Below are 19,074 nucleotides of genomic sequence, written 5' to 3' on the forward strand. Positions count from 1 at the left end.
GTCATTACATGCCCCCCGCGGTATCGCCATAGGGCTCTACCGCACCCGGATCGGGCGGGTCGTCACCATCCAGGGGCTGCGGATCGAGAATGCCGACCGTGCGTCGTTCCGGCACCAGGTACTCGCGCACCACGCGCTGCACATCCTCGGCAGTCACCGCACGCACGCGCTCGACGAAGCGATCGCCTTCCTGCCAGCCGACGCCGATGATCTGCAGCATGCCCAGCTGGAAGGCCTGGGAGCGCACCGAGTCACGCTGATACACCTCGGAGGCGATCACCCGCGCCTGCACCCGTTCCAGTTCGCTGTCGCTGACCGGCTCGTCCTTCAGCCGCTCCACCTGCTCCAGCAGGGCCGCCTCCAGCGTCTCCACATCCGTGGCAGCCGTGGGCACCGCCGCAATCATGAACAGGTCATCCAGCCGGCTGAACGGGCTGTAGCGGGCCGAGGTCGCGCCGGCCAGTTCTTCGCCCCGTACGATCTCGCGGGCAAAGCGCGAGGCCTCACCGGAATCCAGGATCCCGGCCGCCACCATCAGTGCGTAGACATCCACCGGGTCGTCCACGGTATTCAGAACCGGCGCCTTCCAGCCCATCAGCAGGTAGGGTAGCTCTGCGGGGGCCTCGACGATGATGCGGCGTTCGCCCTTTTGCGGCGTCTCGGCGCGCGGCTTCGTCTCCGGGAGATCACCCGCCGGGATGTCCCCAAAATGCTCCCGGGCCGCCTCGATGACCCGCTCGGCATCGACATCGCCGACCACCACGACCACCGCGTTGTTCGGGTGGTAATAGCGGTCATACCACGCCTGATTGTCTTCCAGGGTGTAGGCCTCGATATCGCTCATCCAGCCGATCACCGGATTGCCATACGGATGATTGAGGAAAGCGGTGGCCATCAACTGCTCGCGCACCAGAGAGTTGGGCTGGTCCTCCACGCGCAGACGGCGCTCTTCCTTTACAACGTTCAATTCCGGACGGAACTCGTCTTCCTGCAGCTTCAGGTGCTGCATGCGCTCCGCCTCCATCGCCATCATGGTCTCCCAGTGATCACGCCCGATGATCTGGAAATAACCCGTGTAGTCACGGCCGGTAAAGGCATTCTCGCGCCCGCCCAGACGCGAAACGATGCGCGAAAACTCGCCGGGCTCATACTGCTCGGTCCCGCGAAACATCATGTGCTCCAGCATGTGCGAGATGCCGGTCACGCCGCTGTGCTCGTCGGCCGACCCGACCCGGTACCAGACCATGTTGGCCACCACCGGGGCACGCCGGTCCTCCAGCACCAGGACCGTCAGGCCGTTGTCCAGCGTAGTTTCGACCACCTTCGATTCGATCTCGGGCGTCGCGGCCAGGACCCCGACGGGCCAGGCAAAGACAAACGCCGTAACGAGCACTGTGACCAGGTTTTTACCGCGCATGATTCATGAATCCTCGTGCTAGCATTGGCGAACTCTCTACTTGACCACATCGAGCATGTTCGGTTTCCGCAAAAAGAAGTCCGAAGACCCGGCCACCCCCGACGCGGAGGCACCTGGCAGCGAGCCGGAGAAGCCCGCCCGCGGCGGCTGGTTCCAGCGCCTGCGCAAGGGCCTGGCCAAGACCGGGCAGGTCCTGGGCGGCGACCTGGGGTCGCTGCTCCGGCGCAAGATCGACGACGAACTGTTCGAGGAGCTGGAAGAACGCCTGCTCCTCGCGGACGTGGGCCTGGATGCGACCCAGCGGATCATGGATCGTATCACCCGCGAGGTGAAACGCGGACAACTGGATGATGCCGAGGCCCTGATGGACGCCCTGGAGGCGGCCATGATCGAGATCCTCGAGCCGGTCTCGCGCCCCCTGGAGATCCCGGAGGCCGAACGCCCCTTCTCCATCCTCGTCGTCGGCATCAACGGCGCCGGCAAGACCACCACCATCGGCAAGCTGGCCCACCACCTGCAGGCGGACGATCGCTCCGTGCTGCTGGCGGCCGGCGACACCTTCCGCGCCGCGGCGGTGGAACAACTGCAGACCTGGGGCGAGCGCAATGGCGCTCCGGTGATCGCCCAGGGCACCGGGGCGGATTCCGCCTCGGTGGTCTACGACGGCCTGCAGGCCGCGCAGGCGCGCGGCATCGACGTGATGATTGCCGACACCGCCGGGCGCCTGCACACCCAGACCAACCTGATGGACGAGGTCCGCAAGGTGAAGCGCGTAATGGGCCGGCTGGACGAACACGCCCCGGACGAGGTCCTGCTGGTGGTCGACGGCGGCACCGGCCAGAACGCCCTGAACCAGGCCCGTCAGTTCCACGAGGCCCTGGGCCTGACCGGAATCGTCGTGACCAAGCTGGACGGCACGGCCAAGGGCGGCGTGCTGTTCGCGCTGGCCGAACAGCTGGGCATTCCGGTGCGCTTCATCGGGGTCGGGGAAAAGGCCGAGGATCTACAGGTCTTCGATGCCCGCGCCTTTGTGCGCGCCCTGCTCGGCCGCGATAGCGACTGACGAGCACACCGGATGATTCGTCTGCAACGCGTCACCAAGCGATTCGGCAGCGCGTCCGAGGCGCTCAGTAACGTCAGCCTGCGCGTGGACCCGGGTGCGATGGCCTTCATCACCGGGCCCTCCGGCGCCGGCAAGAGCACCCTGCTGCGCCTGATCGCCGGGCTCGAGCGCCCGACTCGCGGGCGCATCCGGGTCAACGGCCACGACCTCGACCGCCTCTCCAACCGCGCGATTCCGGGGTTTCGCCGCAGTATCGGGCTGGTGTTCCAGGATCATCGCCTGCTGTTCGACCGCCCGGTGTTCGACAACGTCGCCCTGCCGCTGGAGATCCTCGCCTACCGCCGCCCGGAGATGCGCAAACGCGTGCGCGCAGCGCTCGACAAGGTCGGGCTGCTGCACAAGGAGGGGGTCAACCCGCGCACCCTGTCGGCGGGCGAACAACAACGCGTGGGCATTGCCCGGGCCATCGTCCACCGGCCGGTCCTGCTGCTGGCAGACGAGCCCACCGGCAACCTCGATCCGGCGTTGTCGCGCGAGATCCTGCAACTGTTCGACGACTTCAACCGGGTCGGCATGACCGCCCTGATCGCCAGCCATGACCTCGGCCTGGTCGAGCGCATGGGCAAGCCGGTCCTGCACCTGGAAGACGGACGCATCGAGGCCCGTGCGGCCGCGGGGGCCCCGGCATGAAGCCGGGCCGTCGCCTGCAGGACACCGTGCCGGCCTGGCTGGAGGCCCATCGGGATGCCGCCCGGCGCAGCCTGCAGCGCCGCCTGCAGGCCCCGGTTCTGAGCCTGATCAGCATTGCCGTGCTGGGCTTCATCCTCGCCCTGCCGGCCTACCTCTGGGTTCTGCTGGACAACGCCCGCGCCCTGTCCGCCCACGTGGACCATGACCCACGCATCGCCCTCTACCTCGACGGCGTGGAGGCGGCCACGGTCGCGGATCTGGAACGCCACCTGGAGACCGATGCCCGGGTAGAACGCTGGATCTGGATCGATGCCGACGAGGCCCTGGCCCGCTATCGCGAGGGCCTGGCCGACCCGGGCCTGCTGGACTGGCTGGACGAAAACCCGCTGCCGGACGTGGTGGATGTGATCCCCGCGACCGCGGATCCCGAGACGGTTGCGGCGCTCCGCGAGGCGCTTGCGGCCACCGTACCGGGTGCGACGGTGGTCAGCGACGACGACTGGGTGCGGCAGTTGAACAGCCTGCACCAGCTGGGGCTGCGCATCCTGTCGGTGGTGGGCGCCCTGCTGGGGCTGGGGGCGTTGCTGATCCTGGCCCTGGCGACTGCCTCGGAGCTGCGCGAACGCCGGGAAGAGATCGCCATCTCGCGAATCAGCGGGGCTACCCACCGGTTCCTGCGGCGCCCCTCCCTCTACGGCGGCGTGATGACCGGCCTGGGCGGCGGTATTTTCGCCGGCATCCTGCTGCTCATCGGGATCGGCCTGAGCCGGGCGCCACTGGAACAGGCCGCGGCCGCGTTCGATCTCGAATTCGGGCTGTCCCTGCCTGGGGCCACCCATCTCCTGGCCCTGCTCCTGGCCGGACTCCTCCTCGGCTGGCTGGGCGCCCGGCTGGGCAGCGGCCATGCCCTGCGGGATGCCCCTTAGGGAGACGCGTCCCGGACGAAACGTCCGGAACCTTTGCAGGGTTTAGCACTCTTATTCACAGACTGCTAATGTAGAGTCATGAATCGGGAGGAAACACCACGCATGAACCAGGCCCTGACCACTCCACGCATCGACATGCCCGTACCGGTGGGCAACCTCGATCACTACATGCAGGCCGTTGGCCGCATCGAGGTGCTGGACGCCGAGCACGAGCGTGAACTGGCCGTGGCGCTGCACGAGCGCCAGGACCTGGATGCGGCACGCCAGCTGATCCTGCACAACCTGCGGTTCGTGATCCACGTTGCGCGCGGCTACAAGGGGTACGGCCTGCCTCTGGGGGATCTGATCCAGGAAGGCAACGTGGGCCTGATGAAGGCCGTCCGCCGTTTCGACCCGAATCAGGGCGTGCGCCTGGTGTCCTTTGCCGTGCACTGGATTCGCGCCGAGATCCACGAGTTCATCCTGCGCAACTGGCGCATCGTGAAGGTCGCGACCACCAAGGCCCAGCGCAAGCTGTTCTTCAACCTGCGCAGTGCCAAGCAGCGTCTCGGCTGGCTGTCCAATGCCGAGGTCTCCGCCGTGGCGCAGGATCTGGGCGTCTCCGAAAAGGACGTCTGGGAGATGGAACGCCGCCTCTCGAGCCAGGATGCGAGTTTCGACCCGGGCCCCGAAGCCGACGATGAATACGGCTATCAGGCCCCGTCGGAACGCCTGAGCCTGGAGGACCTGAGCGACGACCCCGCCAATGTGACCGAGGACGAGGACTGGGACCGTCATTATCAGGAACGCCTTAGCGAGACCCTGGGCGAACTGGACGAGCGTTCGCGCACCATCCTGATGCGCCGCTACATGGCCGACCAGAAGGCGACACTGCACGAGCTGGCCGCGGAGTACGGCGTTTCGGCCGAGCGCATCCGCCAGATCGAGAACAGCGCGATCAAGCGCATCCGGGCCGCCTTCGACGACTGACGCTTTCGCACCCTCGCGAAACCAGGGCCCCGAACGAAAAAGGCCCCGGCATCAGCCGGGGCCTTTTTGTTGCCGGGTGCAGCGGGACCAAGCCCGGCACCCGGCACGGTTCCATGCCCGATCAGCCGAACAGGATCACCGAGAAGAAGCTAATCCAGGACCAGATGATCAGGCCGACCGTGAACGTCAGCGGAAAGTTGGGGAAAGTAAACCACTCGCGCATCTCGAAGTCCTCGGGAAATTTCAACCAGAATAAGCAAAGGGTAAGCGGGTCCGCAGCGCGGTGCAAGTTCGACCGAGGTCAGCGCTGGGACTTTTTCCGACCCCCACCGGTCGCGTCGGGAGGGGCCTCCTCGCCGGATCCGGTCGGGATACGCGGGTCATCATCGTCCATCAGGATGCGATGCGCCGGGCCCTGAAGATCGTCGTACTGCCCCGAGCGGATGGCCCAGAACAGCACCACGCCCACCACCAGGGCGAACAGCATGGCCAGCGGGATCAACAGGTAGAGGATTGACATGCTTCCAGTGTACCCAGGCGCGCGAACGGCTTAAACCGGGGGTGGCCGTGACGCCGGATCGCGCACGGCCTCTCCGGACGGCACCGACGACTCGGCGCCTGTGTCCATCACGTCGCGCCCCGGACGCAGGCGCAGCGCATTGCCAACCACCAGCAACGAGCTGAGCGACATGCCCAGCGCTGCCAGCCAGGGAGTCAGCAGCCCCGCCGCGGCCACCGGGAGGGCCACCAGGTTGTAGCCGATTGCCCAGGCGATGTTCTGCCGGATCACGCGCCGCGTGTGGCGCGCCTGGTCCAGCGCCTGCGGCAGGTGTTCCAGGCGATCCGAGAGCAGGACCAGGTCGGCCTGATTCTGCGCCAGCTGGGTGCCGCCACCCATCGCCAGCGATACGTCGGCCCCGGCCAGCACCGGGGCATCGTTGATGCCCTCGCCGGCCATCAGGACCACCCGGCCCTCTGCCTGGCGAGCGTGCACATAGGCGAGCTTCCCCTCCGGGGTCAGGCCACCCTCGGCTTCGGCGATGCCCATTTCCGCCGCGAAGGCCTGCGCGGCCTGCGGGCGGTCCCCGGTCAGCAAGACCACCCGCAACCCACGCCGCTGCAGATCGGCGATCACCTTCCGCGCCCCGGGACGCGGAGTGTCGGCCAGCCAGAACAGGGCGACCGGTTGGTCGTCGACCACTAGCCAGACCGGGGTGGCCAGCGGATAGCCCAGGGGTGGCTCCGGGCTGGGCGTACCGCGCTGCGGCAACATCGACGATCCACCAATGGCCACACGGTGGCCCTCTATGTGGCCAACCAGGCCACGCCCGGGGAGGTTGCGAACCTCGCTAGCGACCACCGATGAGGACTTGGCCGGAGCGACCAGGGCGCGTGCCAGGGGGTGCTCGGAATGGGCCTCGAGCGCGGCGGCCCAGTTCAGCCAGTCAGCCCCCTCGGGCGCGGGCTGCAGCTCGGATTGTGCCACCAGACGCGGCATGCCGACGGTCAGGGTTCCGGTCTTGTCGAGACAGACCATATCGACGCGCGGCAAGGTCTCCAGGGCACTGCCGCGCGTAACCAGCAGACCGAGGCGCGACAACGCGCCGGTGGTGGCTGTCAGCGCGACCGGCGTCGCGAGCGCCAGGGCACAGGGGCAGGTGGCGACCAGCATGGCGACCATGACCCAGAGGGCCCGCGTCGGATCGATCCACGCATACCAGACCAGACCCGCCAGCGCCGTCAGGACCAGGACGGCACCCACAAACCAGCCGGTACCGGCCTCGGCGATCCGGGCCATCCGCGGCTTCTCGGTCTGGGCGCGATCGAGCAGCCGCTGGATCGCCGCCAGGGTCGTCTCGGCACCGACGCGCTGGACCTCGATGGCGAGTGGGCCATCGACGTTCACGGTCCCGCCGGTCACGGGATCCCCGATGCGCACCGCGTGCGGCTCGGGCTCGCCGGTCAACAGGGCACGATTGACCGTCGACTCGCCTTCGCACACCACGCCGTCCGTGGGCATGGTCTCGCCCGGGCGAACACGTACCCGATCCCCCGGCACCAGCTCGCCGACCGGGACCGCCTCGACGCGCCCGGCTGCATCCAGACGATTGGCGATGGCGGGAACCAGGCGATCCAGGCGGTCAATGGCATGGCTGGCGTGCTGGCGCGCGATCAGCTCCAGATAGCGGCTGGTGAGCAGGAAGAAGACAAACATCACGACCGATTCGAAATAGACGTGCTCGCCGGTCCCGAGGATGACCGCGTACAGGCTGGCCAGGTAGGTCACGATGATCGCCAGACTCACGGGCACGTCCATCCCCAGCTGGCGATGGCGCAGGTCGCGCCAGGCGCTTTGATAGAACGGGATCGCGGAATACAGGACGACCGGCGTGGTCAGCGCCGCCGCCACCCAGCGCATGAACTGGAGCAGGTCTTCGTGCTCGGTGTCCTCGGCGCCCAGCCAGAGCGCCACGGCCAGCATCATCACCTGCATCATCCCCAGGGCGGCAACGGCGATCCGGCGCAAGGCGAGGCCCCGTTCGCGGGCGATCGCCTGCTCGCGGGTTCCGGGGTCGTAGGGATGGGCGTGGTACCCGATGTCGCGGATCGCCTTGAGGATATCCGACAGGGCAATCCGCTCGGGGTCCCAGACGGCCTGCGCGCGATGGGTGGAGTAATTCACGCGAAAGCTCTCCACGCCCGGAAGGGCCTGGACATGACGCTCGTTCAACCATACGCAGGCCGCACAGGTAATGCCCTCGAGCATCAGGGCGGCCTCACGGCGGTCGCCCTCTGCGCCGGCGGGCGCGACGAACTGTTGCTGGACGCCGGGGTGATCGAACAGTTCGAGCTCGCGGAGCTCGTCGGGGATCAGGGGGCTGCCGGTGTCCGCCGGGGGGGCATCACGGTGATGGTAATAGGCCCCCAGGCCACGCTCGATGATCGCGCTGGCCACGGCCTGGCAGCCGGGGCAGCAGGTGGGTTCCTCGCGGCCCTCGAACGTCACCGGGTAGCAGGCGCCTACCGGTACCTCCAGGCCGCAGTGGAAACAACGGGCCTCGGCCTCGGGCGTTGCCGGGCCCTGCGAGTCGGACGCGAGCGCCACGGCGGGAGCGCGGTGGGCTAACCGGGCTGGGCGCTACGCACGCGCGTGCGTGCCTGTTGCTCCAGAAGCTGCCCATCGTGCTGGACCTGGAAGCGCAGATCCCAGCGCCCCGGTGCCGGCAGCGCCACTTCGACCTGATACATGCCCTCGCCCATCGCCTGCATCTCGAAACCCTGGTCGCGCCGTTCGTCGGCCAGCCACATGAAGAGGCCGCGGATGCTGGCATCGTCGATCGGCTCGCCGTCCGCATCGCGCACCTCGACCTGCAGGGTAGCGGTCTCGCCCTCGGTGGGTCGGTCAACCCAGCCCTGACGCACCTGCCAGCCCTTCTGTCGCTGCTCCTGCAGCTCCGAGACGCGGTGCACGGCGAGCGCTTGCTTGCGGCTCTCCATTCCGGCCACAGTGCCTGGGAAGGCGGAGGTCACGCGCTCGGCCCGGTTCTCCGGCTCCGGCAGGATCGAGCCGATGAACTGCTGCGGCATCCCGTTATGGGCGAGTGTGATCAGGACCGCCTGCACCGAGGCGACCATGGTAAAGAAACCCACCAACACCAACGGGGCCCAGTGCAGGCGCCCAATCTTGGCCTTGCCACCACTTTCGACCTCGGCCTCCTTCTGGGTGAACACGATCCCCAGGCCGTAAGGCACGATGATGTAGAGTGCCAGATGAATGGCGAAGACGTCGGCCCCCTGCCAGGTCAGGATCGAATAGGGGATAAACACGAACAGCATGAGCGCGACCACCACGGCCGAGGTGCTGTAGGCCTTGAACCGCGTGAAGCGGTAGATCAGGGCGAACAGGATGGCCAGTGCCGCACTGCCGATGCCGAGGGTAATGACGAGATTGCTCATATGCTTTTCTTCGTTTCCTGCGTGAACGCAAGCTAGGCGCTTGCGGTGTGCCGCGCGAGTTCCGGCAGCTCGGTTACTGTTTCTTCGCCGGTGGCTGACGGCAACGCTTGCTAGCGGTGACTGAACTGCGAGGTCACCTCGAGCGGTTCGATATGGCCCTCGCGGTCGGTGATCACGAAGCGGAAAGGCTGCGGCGAGGGAGTACCGGCGGGCACGTCGTGGCGCACACGCGCCACGACGGTCAGCCGCTCACCGGGCTCCAGACGGATGCGTTCCACCTGGCCCAGATCCAGTTCGGCGCCCTCCAGCCCCGCCAGGCCGATCTCGAAGTCCAGCTCCCGATCCGCGGTGTTGTTCAGGCGGATCTCGTAGCCGTTCTGGGTGCGACCATCGGACATCTGGACGTAGAGCGGCTGGCGCACCTGGTTGACGTTGGCGTCCACCGGCGGGCGCCCGAGAATACTGCCGACCAGCGCCACGACCACGATCAGCACGGCGGCCCCGTAGCCAAGGGTCTTGCCCCGCAGGACATGGGTCTTCCCGCCCTCCTGCTCGCGCTCGGAGGTATAGGTGATCAGGCCGCGGGGCCAGCCCTGCTTGTCCATGATGGTGTCGCAGGCATCGATACAAAGTGCGCAGTGGATGCACTGGAACTGCAGCCCGTCGCGGATATCGATGCCCGTCGGGCACACCTGCACGCAGTAGCCGCAGTCGATGCAGTCACCCACCCCGGCGGCCTGGCGTTCCTCGCGGGTCTTCAGACCGGCCTTGACCTTGGAGCGCCCGGCGGTACCTTCCCCGCGCGCCTCTTCATACGACACGATCATGGTGTCGCGGTCGAACATCACGCTCTGGAACCGGGCGTAGGGGCACATGAAGGTGCAGACCTGTTCGCGCGCCAATCCGGCAAAGGTGTAGGTCGTGGCCGTCAGGATGCCCGCAGTCAGGTAGGCCGCGTAGACCGCCTGACCGGTAAAGAAGTCGCTCACGATCGAGGGGGCATTCCCCCAGTACAGGATGAAACCGAGGCCGGTGGCAAAGGCCACGAGCAGCCAGGACAGGTGGGTCAACCCATACTTGAACAGCTTTTCGCCAGTCCAGGGCTGCTTGGCCAGGCGCAGGCGGGCGGGCCGTTCACCCTGGATCTTGCGCTCCAGCCACATGAAGACGTCGGTCCACAGAGTCTGGAAGCAGAAATAGCCACAGAACACCCGTCCGGCGACGCCCGTGACGAAAAACAGCAGCAAGGCGGCCACAAGCAGGAAACCGGCCAGCCAGAAGATGTCCTGCGGGTAGACGACCAGATCGAAGATGTGAAACTGCCGGCCCGGGATGTCGAACAAGACCGCCTGATTGGGGCCGTATTCGCGCTCCCAACGAATCCAGGGCAGGCCGAAAAACACACCGTAGGCGAGCAACAGGATGCCGGTCTTCAGATTGCGGAAACGCCCCTTGACCGACCGCGGATGGATCGGGATGCGTGCCTCGTACAACGGCTGGGCCTGGGACATCAAAACCTCCCGGAGTTCAATCCGGCAGAGTGGGGCGGCCGCAAGGCGCGCCCTGGGATCGGGTTCCTTCCAAAAAAGCAGGGGCGCCCTCGGGCGTCAAACAACCCGGCGGGCACCCCTGTAGTTATCGCGGCGAGCGCCCGGCCCCGGGGCTCACCATACGGTCAACAGATTCGCGCTTACTGCCCGCCACCCAACGAATGCACGTAGGCCGTCAGCATCTTGATCTCGGCATCGGACAGACGGTCCCCGAACGCAGGCATCTCGCGCTGGGCGCCGTTGCGAATGAAGTTCGCCACCAGACGCTGGCGCTCGCTATCGCTTTCCGCACCGCGCACGTCCACCAGACCCCAGAGATCATTGGTCAGGTTGGGAGCCCCCTGGGACGCCAGACCCTGGCCATCCATGGCGTGACACTGGAAGCAGCCGCCGTCGGTACCGGTGAAAATGCGTTCGCCGGCGTCCGCTTCACCTTGGTCGACGCTGTAGCCGTTGAGCGACAGCACGTACGCTGCGACCTGGTTGAGCTGGTCGCCGTCGAGGGTGTCGCGGTAGCCCGGCATGTAGCCCAGGCGACCCTGGTGCAGGGTTTCCTCGATCTGCTCCACGGTGCCACCCCACTTCCAGTGGTCGTTGCGCAGGTTCGGGTACTGCCCGACCACGCCGGCACCGCCAACCTGATGGCAGGCGGCACACCAGGTGCCGAAGGAACCCTGGGCGTAGGCGTTGACGAAGCTCATGCTCTCGGCGTCCTGCAGGATGGTTTCGTAATCCTGGGCCGCCACCTGTTCAAGCATCTCGCGCTGACGCACCGCGTAGGTGCCGGTCTGCATGTCCTTGGCCAGCAGCGCACGGGTGTTCCAGTGCATCGTGCGCTCTTCGCCACCCTGCTCGAAGGTGATGGTGTTGAAGCCCTTGGTAAAGCTGTCACCGATCGGCCAGGCCGGGTAGATCAGCCAGTACACCACGGCAAACACGATCGTGGCGTAGAAACCCCACAGCCACCAGCGCGGGAGCGGGTTGTTGTATTCCTGGAGGTTCCCGTCCCAGACGTGCCCAGTGGTCTCGACCTGGTTCGGGTCCTTTTCGCGGTTGTCCTGTGTGCTCATTGCTCGTCACTCTTGGTTTTGTCACGCCGGGCCACGGGCTCCCGATGTGAATCATCGTCATCCAGAGGAATATAGCGATACGTCTCGAACTTCCGGGCGCGCTGACGGTTGGCGAACAGGAAGATCACGACCCCGATAAAGGTGCCCATGAAGAGCAACAGGGCGACCATCTTGCTATTGCCCATGTCCGTGATCCATTCCCACAGTCCCATCATGTTCGCACCCGCTCCTCCTTACCGGAACTCGGCAAAGTGTCCGTCGTCGTATTCGCTGAAGTCGACCATGGTCCCGAGCACCTGGAGATAGGCGACGATTGCATCCATCTCGGTGACCGTCCCGGGGTTGCCGTCGAAGTTCCCCGCCTGGGCCTGGCGAACCAGGTTGTCCTCGGCGTCACGGATATCGAACATCCGGGCGTGTTCTTCGCCGAAGCGCTCGACGTTGGCCTCGTATTCCTCTTCGGTGAGCGAGTACGGCACACCGACCCGCTTCAGCGCGACCATCCGGCGGTCGATATCGGAGTAGTCAAGCGGGGTTTCCGCCAGCCAGGGGTAGCCCGGCATGATCGACTCCGGTACCAGCGACTGCGGATTGATCAGGTGCTGAACCTGCCATTCGTTGGAGTACTTGCCGCCAACTCGGGCGAGGTCCGGACCGGTGCGCTTGGAGCCCCACTGGAACGGATGGTCGTACTGCGACTCGGCCGCCAGCGAGTAGTGGCCGTAGCGCAGCATCTCGTCACGGAACGGACGCACCATCTGCGAGTGGCAGGTGTAGCAGCCCTCGCGAACGTAGATGTCGCGACCACGCTGTTCCAGCGGGGTGTAGGGACGCACGCCGTCCACTTCCTCGATCGTGTCGTCGATGTAGAACAACGGCACGATCTCGACCAGGCCGCCGACGCTGATCACCGCAAGGGTGAGGATGATCAGCAGGCCGGCATTGGTTTCAACGCTTTCATGCTTCATGGATCTATTCTCTCCCTAATCAGGCCGTGCGGGCTTCGGTGGACGCAGCCTGGGCCTCGCGGGCCTCGGCCTTGATGCCCGAGCGAACGGTCATCGCGATGTTGAACGCCATGATCAGCATGCCGGCGAGGAAGAACCCGCCACCGATGGCGCGCACCACGTACGGCTTGTGCAGGAACACCACCGACTCGGTGAAGGTGTAGGCAAGGTTCCCGTACTGGTCGAAGGCACGCAGCATCAGACCCTGACCGATACCGGCCACCCACATCGCGGTGATGTACAGGACGATCCCGATGGTCGCCAGGAAGAAGTGCACGTACACCAGCTTCAGGCTGTACAGGTTCACGTTCCACAGACGCGGCATCAGGTGGTACAGGGAGCCGAAGGTGATCATCGCCACCCAGCCCAGCGCACCGGAATGCACGTGGCCCACGGTCCAGTCGGTGTAGTGCGACAGCGCGTTCACGCTCTTCAGCGACATCATCGGACCTTCGAAGGTCGACATGCCGTAGAACGCCAGCGCGGTGATCAGGAACAGCATGATCGGGTCGGTGCGCAGCTTATCCCAGGCGCCCGACAGGGTCATGATGCCGTTGATCATGCCACCCCAGGAAGGCAGCAGCAGCAGGATGGAGAAGGTCGCCGCCAGGGTGGAGACCCAGTCCGGCAGGGCCGTCCAGTGCAGGTGGTGCGCGCCCACCCACATGTACAGGAAGACCAGCGCCCAGAAATGGATGATGGACAGCTTGTACGAGTAGATCGGACGCCCGGCCTGCTTCGGCACGAAGTAGTACATCATCCCGAGGAAGGCCGCGGTCAGGAAGAAGCCCACCGCATTATGGCCGTACCACCACTGAGTCATCGCATCCTGCACCCCAGAGAAGATGGAGTAGGAATGCGGGTGGAACAGACCCACCGGCACCTGGATGTTGTTGAAGACGTGCAGCAGCGCGGTCGCCAGGATGAAGGCCATGAAGAACCAGTTCGCCACGTAGATGTGCGGCTGGTTCCGGCGCAGCAGGGTCATCAGGAAGACCATGAAGTAAGCCACCCAGACAACCAGGATGATGATGTCGATCTGCCAGTTGAATTCGGCGTACTCGCGGCCCTGGGTGATCCCCATCATGTAGGTGATCACGCCAAGGATCAGTGCCAGGTTCCACCCGTAGAAGGTGAAGCTCGCCATGGAATCACTCCACAAGCGGGTCTGACATGTCCGCTGAACCACGTAATACGAGGTGGCGAACAGCGCGTTACCCCCGAACCCGAAGATCACGGCCGTGGTATGGACCGGACGGAAACGCCCGAAGGTGATCTGCGCGATATCGAAATTCAGGAACGGGAACGCCAGTTGCGAGGCGATCCAGACGCCGGCGGCCATCCCGAACACGCCCCAGAGGACGGCGGCAATGGCAAACCGCTTGATAATCGCGTAGTTGTACTGCTCGGAAGTCGCGACTGACGCTGCGGGTGCGGCACCCGCCGTAGTGGCTGCTTGTGACATGACTTTTCCACCTTGCTGCGGGGAACACGGATGTCCCGATGGTTCGGGGGCGTGAACTCTACCCCATTCCGGGCCCACAAAAAACCAATACCGCCTGTGTCACTCGGATATTGAGTGCGATTGGCGGAACTTTTGACCGCTTCGATAATACATCGGTCATACACCTCCAGGCGAGAGGGCGCCGGGCCGATTCGTTGATCTGGATCAACGAATCGGCTGGACCGGGATCACCCGCCCCGCCGGGCGCGATGGCGGCGGGGCGTCCGGCACCCAGGCATGGCCGTAGACCACCTCCCAGGTTGCCGGAAGGCGACCCTCCACGCCGAAGTCGCGCGCGTAGGCCTCGGCCACCGCAACCAGGCGGCGCGGACCGAACAGTCCGGGCGACCGGCCCGACAGGGCATTGCGCACCCCAACCCCGCGCAGGTCACGAATCAACCCGGTCAGATCCGGGTAGGTCAGGGTCAGGGCCTCCTGGTCCATCACCGGATCGGCAAACCCGGCGCGCACCAGCGCATCGCCAATGTCGTGCATATCCATGAAGGCGTTCACATGCGTCCCCGCCCCACCGTCCACCGTCGCGAAGGCGGCCCGCAGCTCACGCAGGGTGTCAGGACCGAAGGTGGTGAACATCCACAGCCCGCCCGGGCGCAGGATACGCCGCACCTCCATGAAGGCCTGATCCAGGCTGGCGCACCACTGCAGGGCGGAACTGGAAACCGCCAGGTCGAAGGATTGCTCCGCCAGCGGCAGCGCCTCGAGATCGCCGCAGACCACCTGCGGCCGGCGCAGCCAGCGCCCGCGGCGGCGCGCCCGCGCGACCATCTCCGGGGCGAAATCGACCCCGGCCAGGCGGGCTTTGCGGTAGCGGCGGCTCAAGTGGTCCAGGGCCTCGCCGATGCCGCAGCCGAGATCCACAACCTGTTCCGGCTGCATGCGAACCCAGTCCAGCCGCCCCAGCATTCGCTCCTGCACCTCGCGCTGCAGGACTGCGTGCTCCTCGTAGGTGGAGGCCGCCCGCGCGAAGGCCTCGCGGACCCGCGCCTTGTCGAGATCGAAACTGTCGGGTCGGCTCATGCGGATTTCCCTGCGCTGCACTGATTCAAGAACTCGACGACCAAACCGGCCAAGGATTGCGGGCGCGCGAACCACTCCGCGTGGCCGCCCACGCCGCGGACGACCCGACTGGCGGGTCGCAGCCTGTGCAGGTCGTCCGCCACGGCGGCCGGCACCAGCGCATCGCCCGCCTCCAGCCAGGCTGCCGCCGGCGCCTCCAGGCCCGCCCAGACGGACCGAAGATCCGCCGCATCCAGTAGCGCGAGGCCGGCCTCCAGGCCCTCGGGCGAGGCTGGAGCGGCCTGTAACTGCACCACCAGCCGGCGGGCGAGCGAAGCGGCATCCTGGCTGCCACGTGCACAGAGCATCGCCAGACGGCGCTCCAGCCGCCGGCGACCACCCCCGAGGGCTGCACGAAAATCTTCCAGCTCGGCCGGGGGCAGGGCCGCCGGCCAGTCGTCGGCCTTCGCAAAGCGCGGCGAGGCCCCGATCAGCAGCAGCCCCTGGGGCCCCGACCACTGGCGCGCGGCGGCCAGCGCGACCAGACCGCCCAGGGACCAGCCCGCCCACACCGGACACTCGACATCCGCTGGCAGCGAAGCGATCAACGCCGCCGCGGTGCGCTCGGCATCCGCCAGCATCTCGCCATCACCGGCGGCCCCGTGCCCGGGCAGGTCTGGCGCCAGCACTCGTGTCGCACCCGGGAGCGCGGCCCGCAGCGGCGCCCACACCGCGCCGGAGAAGCCCCAGCCATGCAGGAGCACCAGCGTCGGAGCACCGCCCTGCGATTGCGCGGCAGGCACGTCAGCGCCCTGAACGGCGGCCACCGGCTTGCGTATCATGTGCGGTCGAATCCTCTCGCCAATCCGCGCAGGCAGGCTGACCGCTCATGGGCATCACAATCGGCATCATCATCGCGTATCTACTGGGATCGCTTTCCACGGCCATTCTGGTCAGCAAGCTGCTGCGCCTGCCGGACCCGCGCACCACCGGCTCGAAGAACCCCGGCGCCACCAATGTACTGCGATCGGGCGGCAAGACGGCGGCCATCATCACGCTCATCGGGGATGTCGGCAAGGGCTGGCTGCCGGTGTTCGTCGCCCTGCAACTGGACCTGTTCCCCGGCTGGGCGATCGGCCTGATCGGCCTGGCCGCCTTCCTCGGGCACGTGTTCCCGGTGTTCTACCGCTTTCAGGGCGGCAAGGGCGTGGCCACCGCGCTGGGCGTGATGCTCGCCATCAGCCCGCTGGTCGGCGGCCTGGTCCTGCTCACCTGGCTGGTCGTTGCCGCCATCTGGCGCTATTCGTCGCTGGCTGCCCTGGTCGCCGCCGGCATGGCCCCGGTGTACATGGTCCTGCTGGGCATGGACCACTGGATCAGTGCCGCCGTGGCCCTGATGAGCGTGATCCTGTTCATCCGTCACGACAGCAACATCCGCCGCCTGATGCGCGGGGAGGAATCGCGGATCGGCCAGAAGGACAAGGTGCCGGCGGCGCCAAAGGAGTAACCCTTCGGCCTGCGGACGGGTTTACAGCCACATCCGCAGCGCCCTTCATGCCACCGCGGGCGGCGCCAGCTCCGCCAGCGGCCAGCGCGCCCGCGCCGCCACCACCGGCGCCCCGGTTTCCGTCACCTGGCCGGCCTGCAGTCGCCGCAGCCCGGCCAGCGCGATCATCGCCCCATTGTCGGTGCAGAATTCGGGCCGCGGGAAATACACCGGCACCCCCTGACGCTGCGCCATGGCCTTGAGCCCGGCGCGCAATGTCGTATTGGCCGCCACGCCACCGGCGACCACCAGCGCCGGGGCCTCGGTTTGCTCCAGGCCGCGCCGGGTCTTCTCCACCAGGGTGTCGGTCACCGCTTCCTCGAAGGCGCGGGCGACATCCTCCGGCCGGTAGACCTGTTTCTTCAATGCGGTCAGCACCGCGGTCTTCAGACCGGAGAAGCTCATGTCCAGCCCCGGGCGGTCGAGCATCGGGCGCGGCAGGCGCAGGGCGTCCGAGCGCCCCTGCTCGGCCAGACGCGCGAGCGCCGGCCCACCCGGATAGCCCAGCCCCAGCAGCTTGGCGGTCTTGTCGAAGGCCTCGCCCGCGGCATCGTCGATGCTCTCGCCGATCAGGTCGTAGTCGCCCAGGGCACGCGCATGAATCAGCTGGGTATGCCCGCCGGAGACCTGCAGCACCAGGAACGGGAAATCGAGTCCGGTATCCTCCAGAAACGGCGCCAGCAGGTGGCCCTCCAGGTGATGCACGGCCAGCGCCGGGATGCCCCAGCCCCAGGCCAGGGAGCGCGCCACCGAGGCCCCGGTCAGGAGCGCCCCCAGCAACCCCGGCCCACCGGTGTAGACCACCGCATCCAGGTCGTGGCCGTCCACGCCCGCCTCGTCCAGCACCGCGCGTACCAGCGGCAGCAACCGCTGAATATGATCGCGCGAGGCCAGCTCCGGCACCACGCCGCCGTAGACAGCGTGCAGGTCGGTCTGGCTGTACAGCCGGTGCGCAAGCAGGCCCCGGTCCGCGTCGATCAGCGCCACACCCGTCTCGTCGCAGGAAGTCTCGATGCCCAGTACGATCATGGCGCAAGCATGCCGGGTTTCACGGGCCGCACCAAGCAGCCCCTGTGCGTCCGCGCCATTGCGTTGGGGCAAGCGCTCACAGTCGCCCCCGGCGATCCGGGATCCCGTCCAGCGGCAGATGTTCACAATCGCGGCCCAGGGCCATCACCTGAAAACGCTCGCCCATCTCCCCGGGCAGCGTCAGCATGCGCACGGCCTGAGCGGCCTGCATGGTCACACGGGCATCCTCGCCGCTGCCGACGCGCGCCTCGAAACGCCCTGGCAGCCCCGCCCCCAGCAGGAATTCGCCCTGTGCGGCATAGGCCAGAACGTCGAGACCCGCGGCGTCCGCCGCCTCTGCAACCCCGGTGAAATCCACGCTCGCGGTCAGATCCATCAGGCCCGGATGGGCCAGCGGGTCCTGGATCATCTGCTGGCGGTAATACCCCACCAGCGTCCCCTGGTGACGCTCCGGGGCGTAGTAGGCGCTGCGCGGAAAGCCATAGTCCACGATCACGGCGACCCCCTGTTCCAGGAAGTCGGCCAGCGCGGTCACCCACGCGGCCTGGGCCGGGCGCCATTCGGAGAGGTAGCCCTCGGGCCACGGGCCATGCTCGGCCTGGAGCCGCGCCACCGGCTCGGCGAGGCCGGGCGGGGCCGGGCGCTCGGCCAGGCTCAGGGTGCCGGCGGCATCGGTCGTGATCCCGACCTGCCAGACCCGGCCTTCACGCCAGCGGAAGAGCTCCACCGGCAGGGCATCCAGCACCTCGTTGGCCAGCACCACACCGCGCAACGGGGTCTCGGGCAGGGCATCCAGCCACGCCACCCGGGCGTACTCCGCGGGTTCAAGCGCAGCCTCCAGGTGGGCCTGCTGCCGCGCCCGCAGGTCCGGACTGACCTCGACGATCCAGTAGCGCTCCCACGCCACCCCGAGTTCGCGCAGCGTGGTGATCACATCCCCCGCGAGCCGCCCGCTGCCGGCGCCAAATTCGAGCAGTGTGCCGGTGCCGTTCAGATCGTCCCGCAACACCGGGGCCAGCCAGGTCGCGAGGGTCTCGCCGAACAGGGGCGACAGCTCCGGCGCGGTGACGAAATCGCCCCCCTCGCCCAGCTTGTGCGCCCCGTTCACGTAATAGCCAAGCCCCGGCGCATACAGCGCGGCCTGCATGTAATCGACGAACGGAAGGAACCCCTCGCCGGCGACGACACTCTGTTGCAGGGAGGCGTGCAGACGCCGGGCGATATCGGCGGCCACCGGATCGGCCGGGGCGTTTGTGCTAGGTTTCGGCGGCATCATGACGACGAATGGTACCAACCCGGGGGCAGGCGTGGCGCAGGTACAACCCGACA

At 67.0% G+C, this 19,074-nt stretch carries 18 protein-coding genes; 5 read left to right on the top strand and 13 right to left on the bottom strand.

Annotated elements, in window-relative coordinates; genetic code table 11:
- Positions 1–4 precede the first annotated feature (4 nt).
- On the bottom strand, positions 5–1,417 hold the full coding sequence (locus F618_RS0100275) for a pitrilysin family protein (protein WP_018168914.1): 1,413 nt from the start codon (positions 1,415–1,417) through the stop codon (positions 5–7).
- 55 nt (positions 1,418–1,472) lie between these two features.
- Between F618_RS0100275 and ftsY the strand changes: the two genes are divergently transcribed.
- The 4 genes from ftsY (at position 1,473) to rpoH (ending at position 5,065) form a co-directional block, all read left to right on the top strand.
- A complete protein-coding gene (gene ftsY, locus F618_RS0100280) occupies positions 1,473–2,480 on the top strand; it encodes a signal recognition particle-docking protein FtsY (RefSeq protein WP_018168913.1) in 1,008 nt (335 codons plus the stop codon).
- Between the two features lie 12 nt (positions 2,481–2,492).
- Positions 2,493–3,170, top strand: coding sequence for a cell division ATP-binding protein FtsE (ftsE, locus tag F618_RS0100285; RefSeq protein WP_018145094.1), 678 nt, complete (start codon positions 2,493–2,495; stop codon positions 3,168–3,170).
- Complete coding sequence (locus tag F618_RS0100290; RefSeq protein ID WP_019567463.1) at positions 3,167–4,096, top strand: ABC transporter permease; 930 nt, start codon at positions 3,167–3,169, stop codon at positions 4,094–4,096. The genes ftsE and F618_RS0100290 overlap by 4 nt, the downstream gene beginning before the upstream one ends.
- 102 nt (positions 4,097–4,198) lie before the next feature.
- Positions 4,199–5,065, top strand: coding sequence for an RNA polymerase sigma factor RpoH (rpoH, locus tag F618_RS0100295; protein ID WP_018145092.1), 867 nt, complete (start codon positions 4,199–4,201; stop codon positions 5,063–5,065).
- Positions 5,066–5,366: 301 nt separating this feature from the next.
- Here the strand turns inward: rpoH and ccoS are convergent, their stop codons facing one another.
- From ccoS to F618_RS0100350, 10 genes are all read right to left on the bottom strand, one after another.
- Positions 5,367–5,585, bottom strand: a complete 219-nt coding sequence (gene ccoS, locus F618_RS0100305; protein ID WP_018937415.1) for a cbb3-type cytochrome oxidase assembly protein CcoS — start codon at positions 5,583–5,585, stop codon at positions 5,367–5,369.
- Between the two features lie 30 nt (positions 5,586–5,615).
- On the bottom strand, positions 5,616–8,171 hold the full coding sequence (locus F618_RS0100310; RefSeq protein ID WP_019567464.1) for a heavy metal translocating P-type ATPase: 2,556 nt from the start codon (positions 8,169–8,171) through the stop codon (positions 5,616–5,618).
- Between the two features lie 17 nt (positions 8,172–8,188).
- The gene (locus F618_RS0100315) at positions 8,189–9,022 is read right to left on the bottom strand and encodes a FixH family protein (protein WP_018168910.1); all 834 of its coding nucleotides are present in this window, start codon (positions 9,020–9,022) and stop codon (positions 8,189–8,191) included.
- A 110-nt stretch (positions 9,023–9,132) separates the two neighbouring features.
- Positions 9,133–10,533, bottom strand: a complete 1,401-nt coding sequence (ccoG, locus tag F618_RS0100320; protein WP_018937417.1) for a cytochrome c oxidase accessory protein CcoG — start codon at positions 10,531–10,533, stop codon at positions 9,133–9,135.
- A 179-nt stretch (positions 10,534–10,712) separates the two neighbouring features.
- Positions 10,713–11,642 carry a cytochrome-c oxidase, cbb3-type subunit III gene (gene ccoP / locus F618_RS0100325; RefSeq protein WP_018937418.1) on the bottom strand — a complete coding sequence of 310 codons (930 nt, stop codon included), beginning with the start codon at positions 11,640–11,642 and terminating at the stop codon, positions 10,713–10,715.
- Positions 11,639–11,857 carry a cbb3-type cytochrome c oxidase subunit 3 gene (locus F618_RS0100330; protein ID WP_018145085.1) on the bottom strand — a complete coding sequence of 73 codons (219 nt, stop codon included), beginning with the start codon at positions 11,855–11,857 and terminating at the stop codon, positions 11,639–11,641. Before F618_RS0100330 ends, ccoP begins: the two co-directional genes overlap by 4 nt.
- An 18-nt stretch (positions 11,858–11,875) precedes the next feature.
- Positions 11,876–12,610, bottom strand: a complete 735-nt coding sequence (gene ccoO / locus F618_RS0100335; protein WP_018937419.1) for a cytochrome-c oxidase, cbb3-type subunit II — start codon at positions 12,608–12,610, stop codon at positions 11,876–11,878.
- 19 nt (positions 12,611–12,629) lie between these two features.
- A complete protein-coding gene (ccoN, locus tag F618_RS0100340; protein WP_018168906.1) occupies positions 12,630–14,114 on the bottom strand; it encodes a cytochrome-c oxidase, cbb3-type subunit I in 1,485 nt (494 codons plus the stop codon).
- A gap of 204 nt (positions 14,115–14,318) precedes the next feature.
- Positions 14,319–15,191 carry a malonyl-ACP O-methyltransferase BioC gene (gene bioC, locus F618_RS0100345; RefSeq protein ID WP_018168905.1) on the bottom strand — a complete coding sequence of 291 codons (873 nt, stop codon included), beginning with the start codon at positions 15,189–15,191 and terminating at the stop codon, positions 14,319–14,321.
- On the bottom strand, positions 15,188–16,012 hold the full coding sequence (locus F618_RS0100350) for an alpha/beta fold hydrolase (protein ID WP_019563097.1): 825 nt from the start codon (positions 16,010–16,012) through the stop codon (positions 15,188–15,190). Before F618_RS0100350 ends, bioC begins: the two co-directional genes overlap by 4 nt.
- Positions 16,013–16,059: 47 nt before the next feature.
- On the opposite strand from F618_RS0100350, the gene plsY reads away from it, so the two are divergent.
- Positions 16,060–16,677 (top strand): glycerol-3-phosphate 1-O-acyltransferase PlsY, encoded by a 618-nt coding sequence (gene plsY, locus F618_RS0100355; protein ID WP_019567465.1) that lies wholly within the window; start codon positions 16,060–16,062, stop codon positions 16,675–16,677.
- Positions 16,678–16,722: 45 nt separating this feature from the next.
- Here plsY and tsaD read toward each other — a convergent pair whose 3' ends face one another.
- Complete coding sequence (gene tsaD / locus F618_RS0100360) at positions 16,723–17,745, bottom strand: tRNA (adenosine(37)-N6)-threonylcarbamoyltransferase complex transferase subunit TsaD (protein WP_018937422.1); 1,023 nt, start codon at positions 17,743–17,745, stop codon at positions 16,723–16,725.
- Between the two features lie 76 nt (positions 17,746–17,821).
- Entirely contained in the window at positions 17,822–19,021 is a 1,200-nt protein-coding gene (locus F618_RS0100365; RefSeq protein ID WP_038039532.1) for a class I SAM-dependent methyltransferase, read from the bottom strand.
- Positions 19,022–19,074 lie beyond the last annotated feature (53 nt).

This window comes from Thioalkalivibrio sp. ALMg13-2 (assembly GCF_000381185.1).
GTDB lineage: Bacteria > Pseudomonadota > Gammaproteobacteria > Ectothiorhodospirales > Ectothiorhodospiraceae > Thioalkalivibrio > Thioalkalivibrio versutus.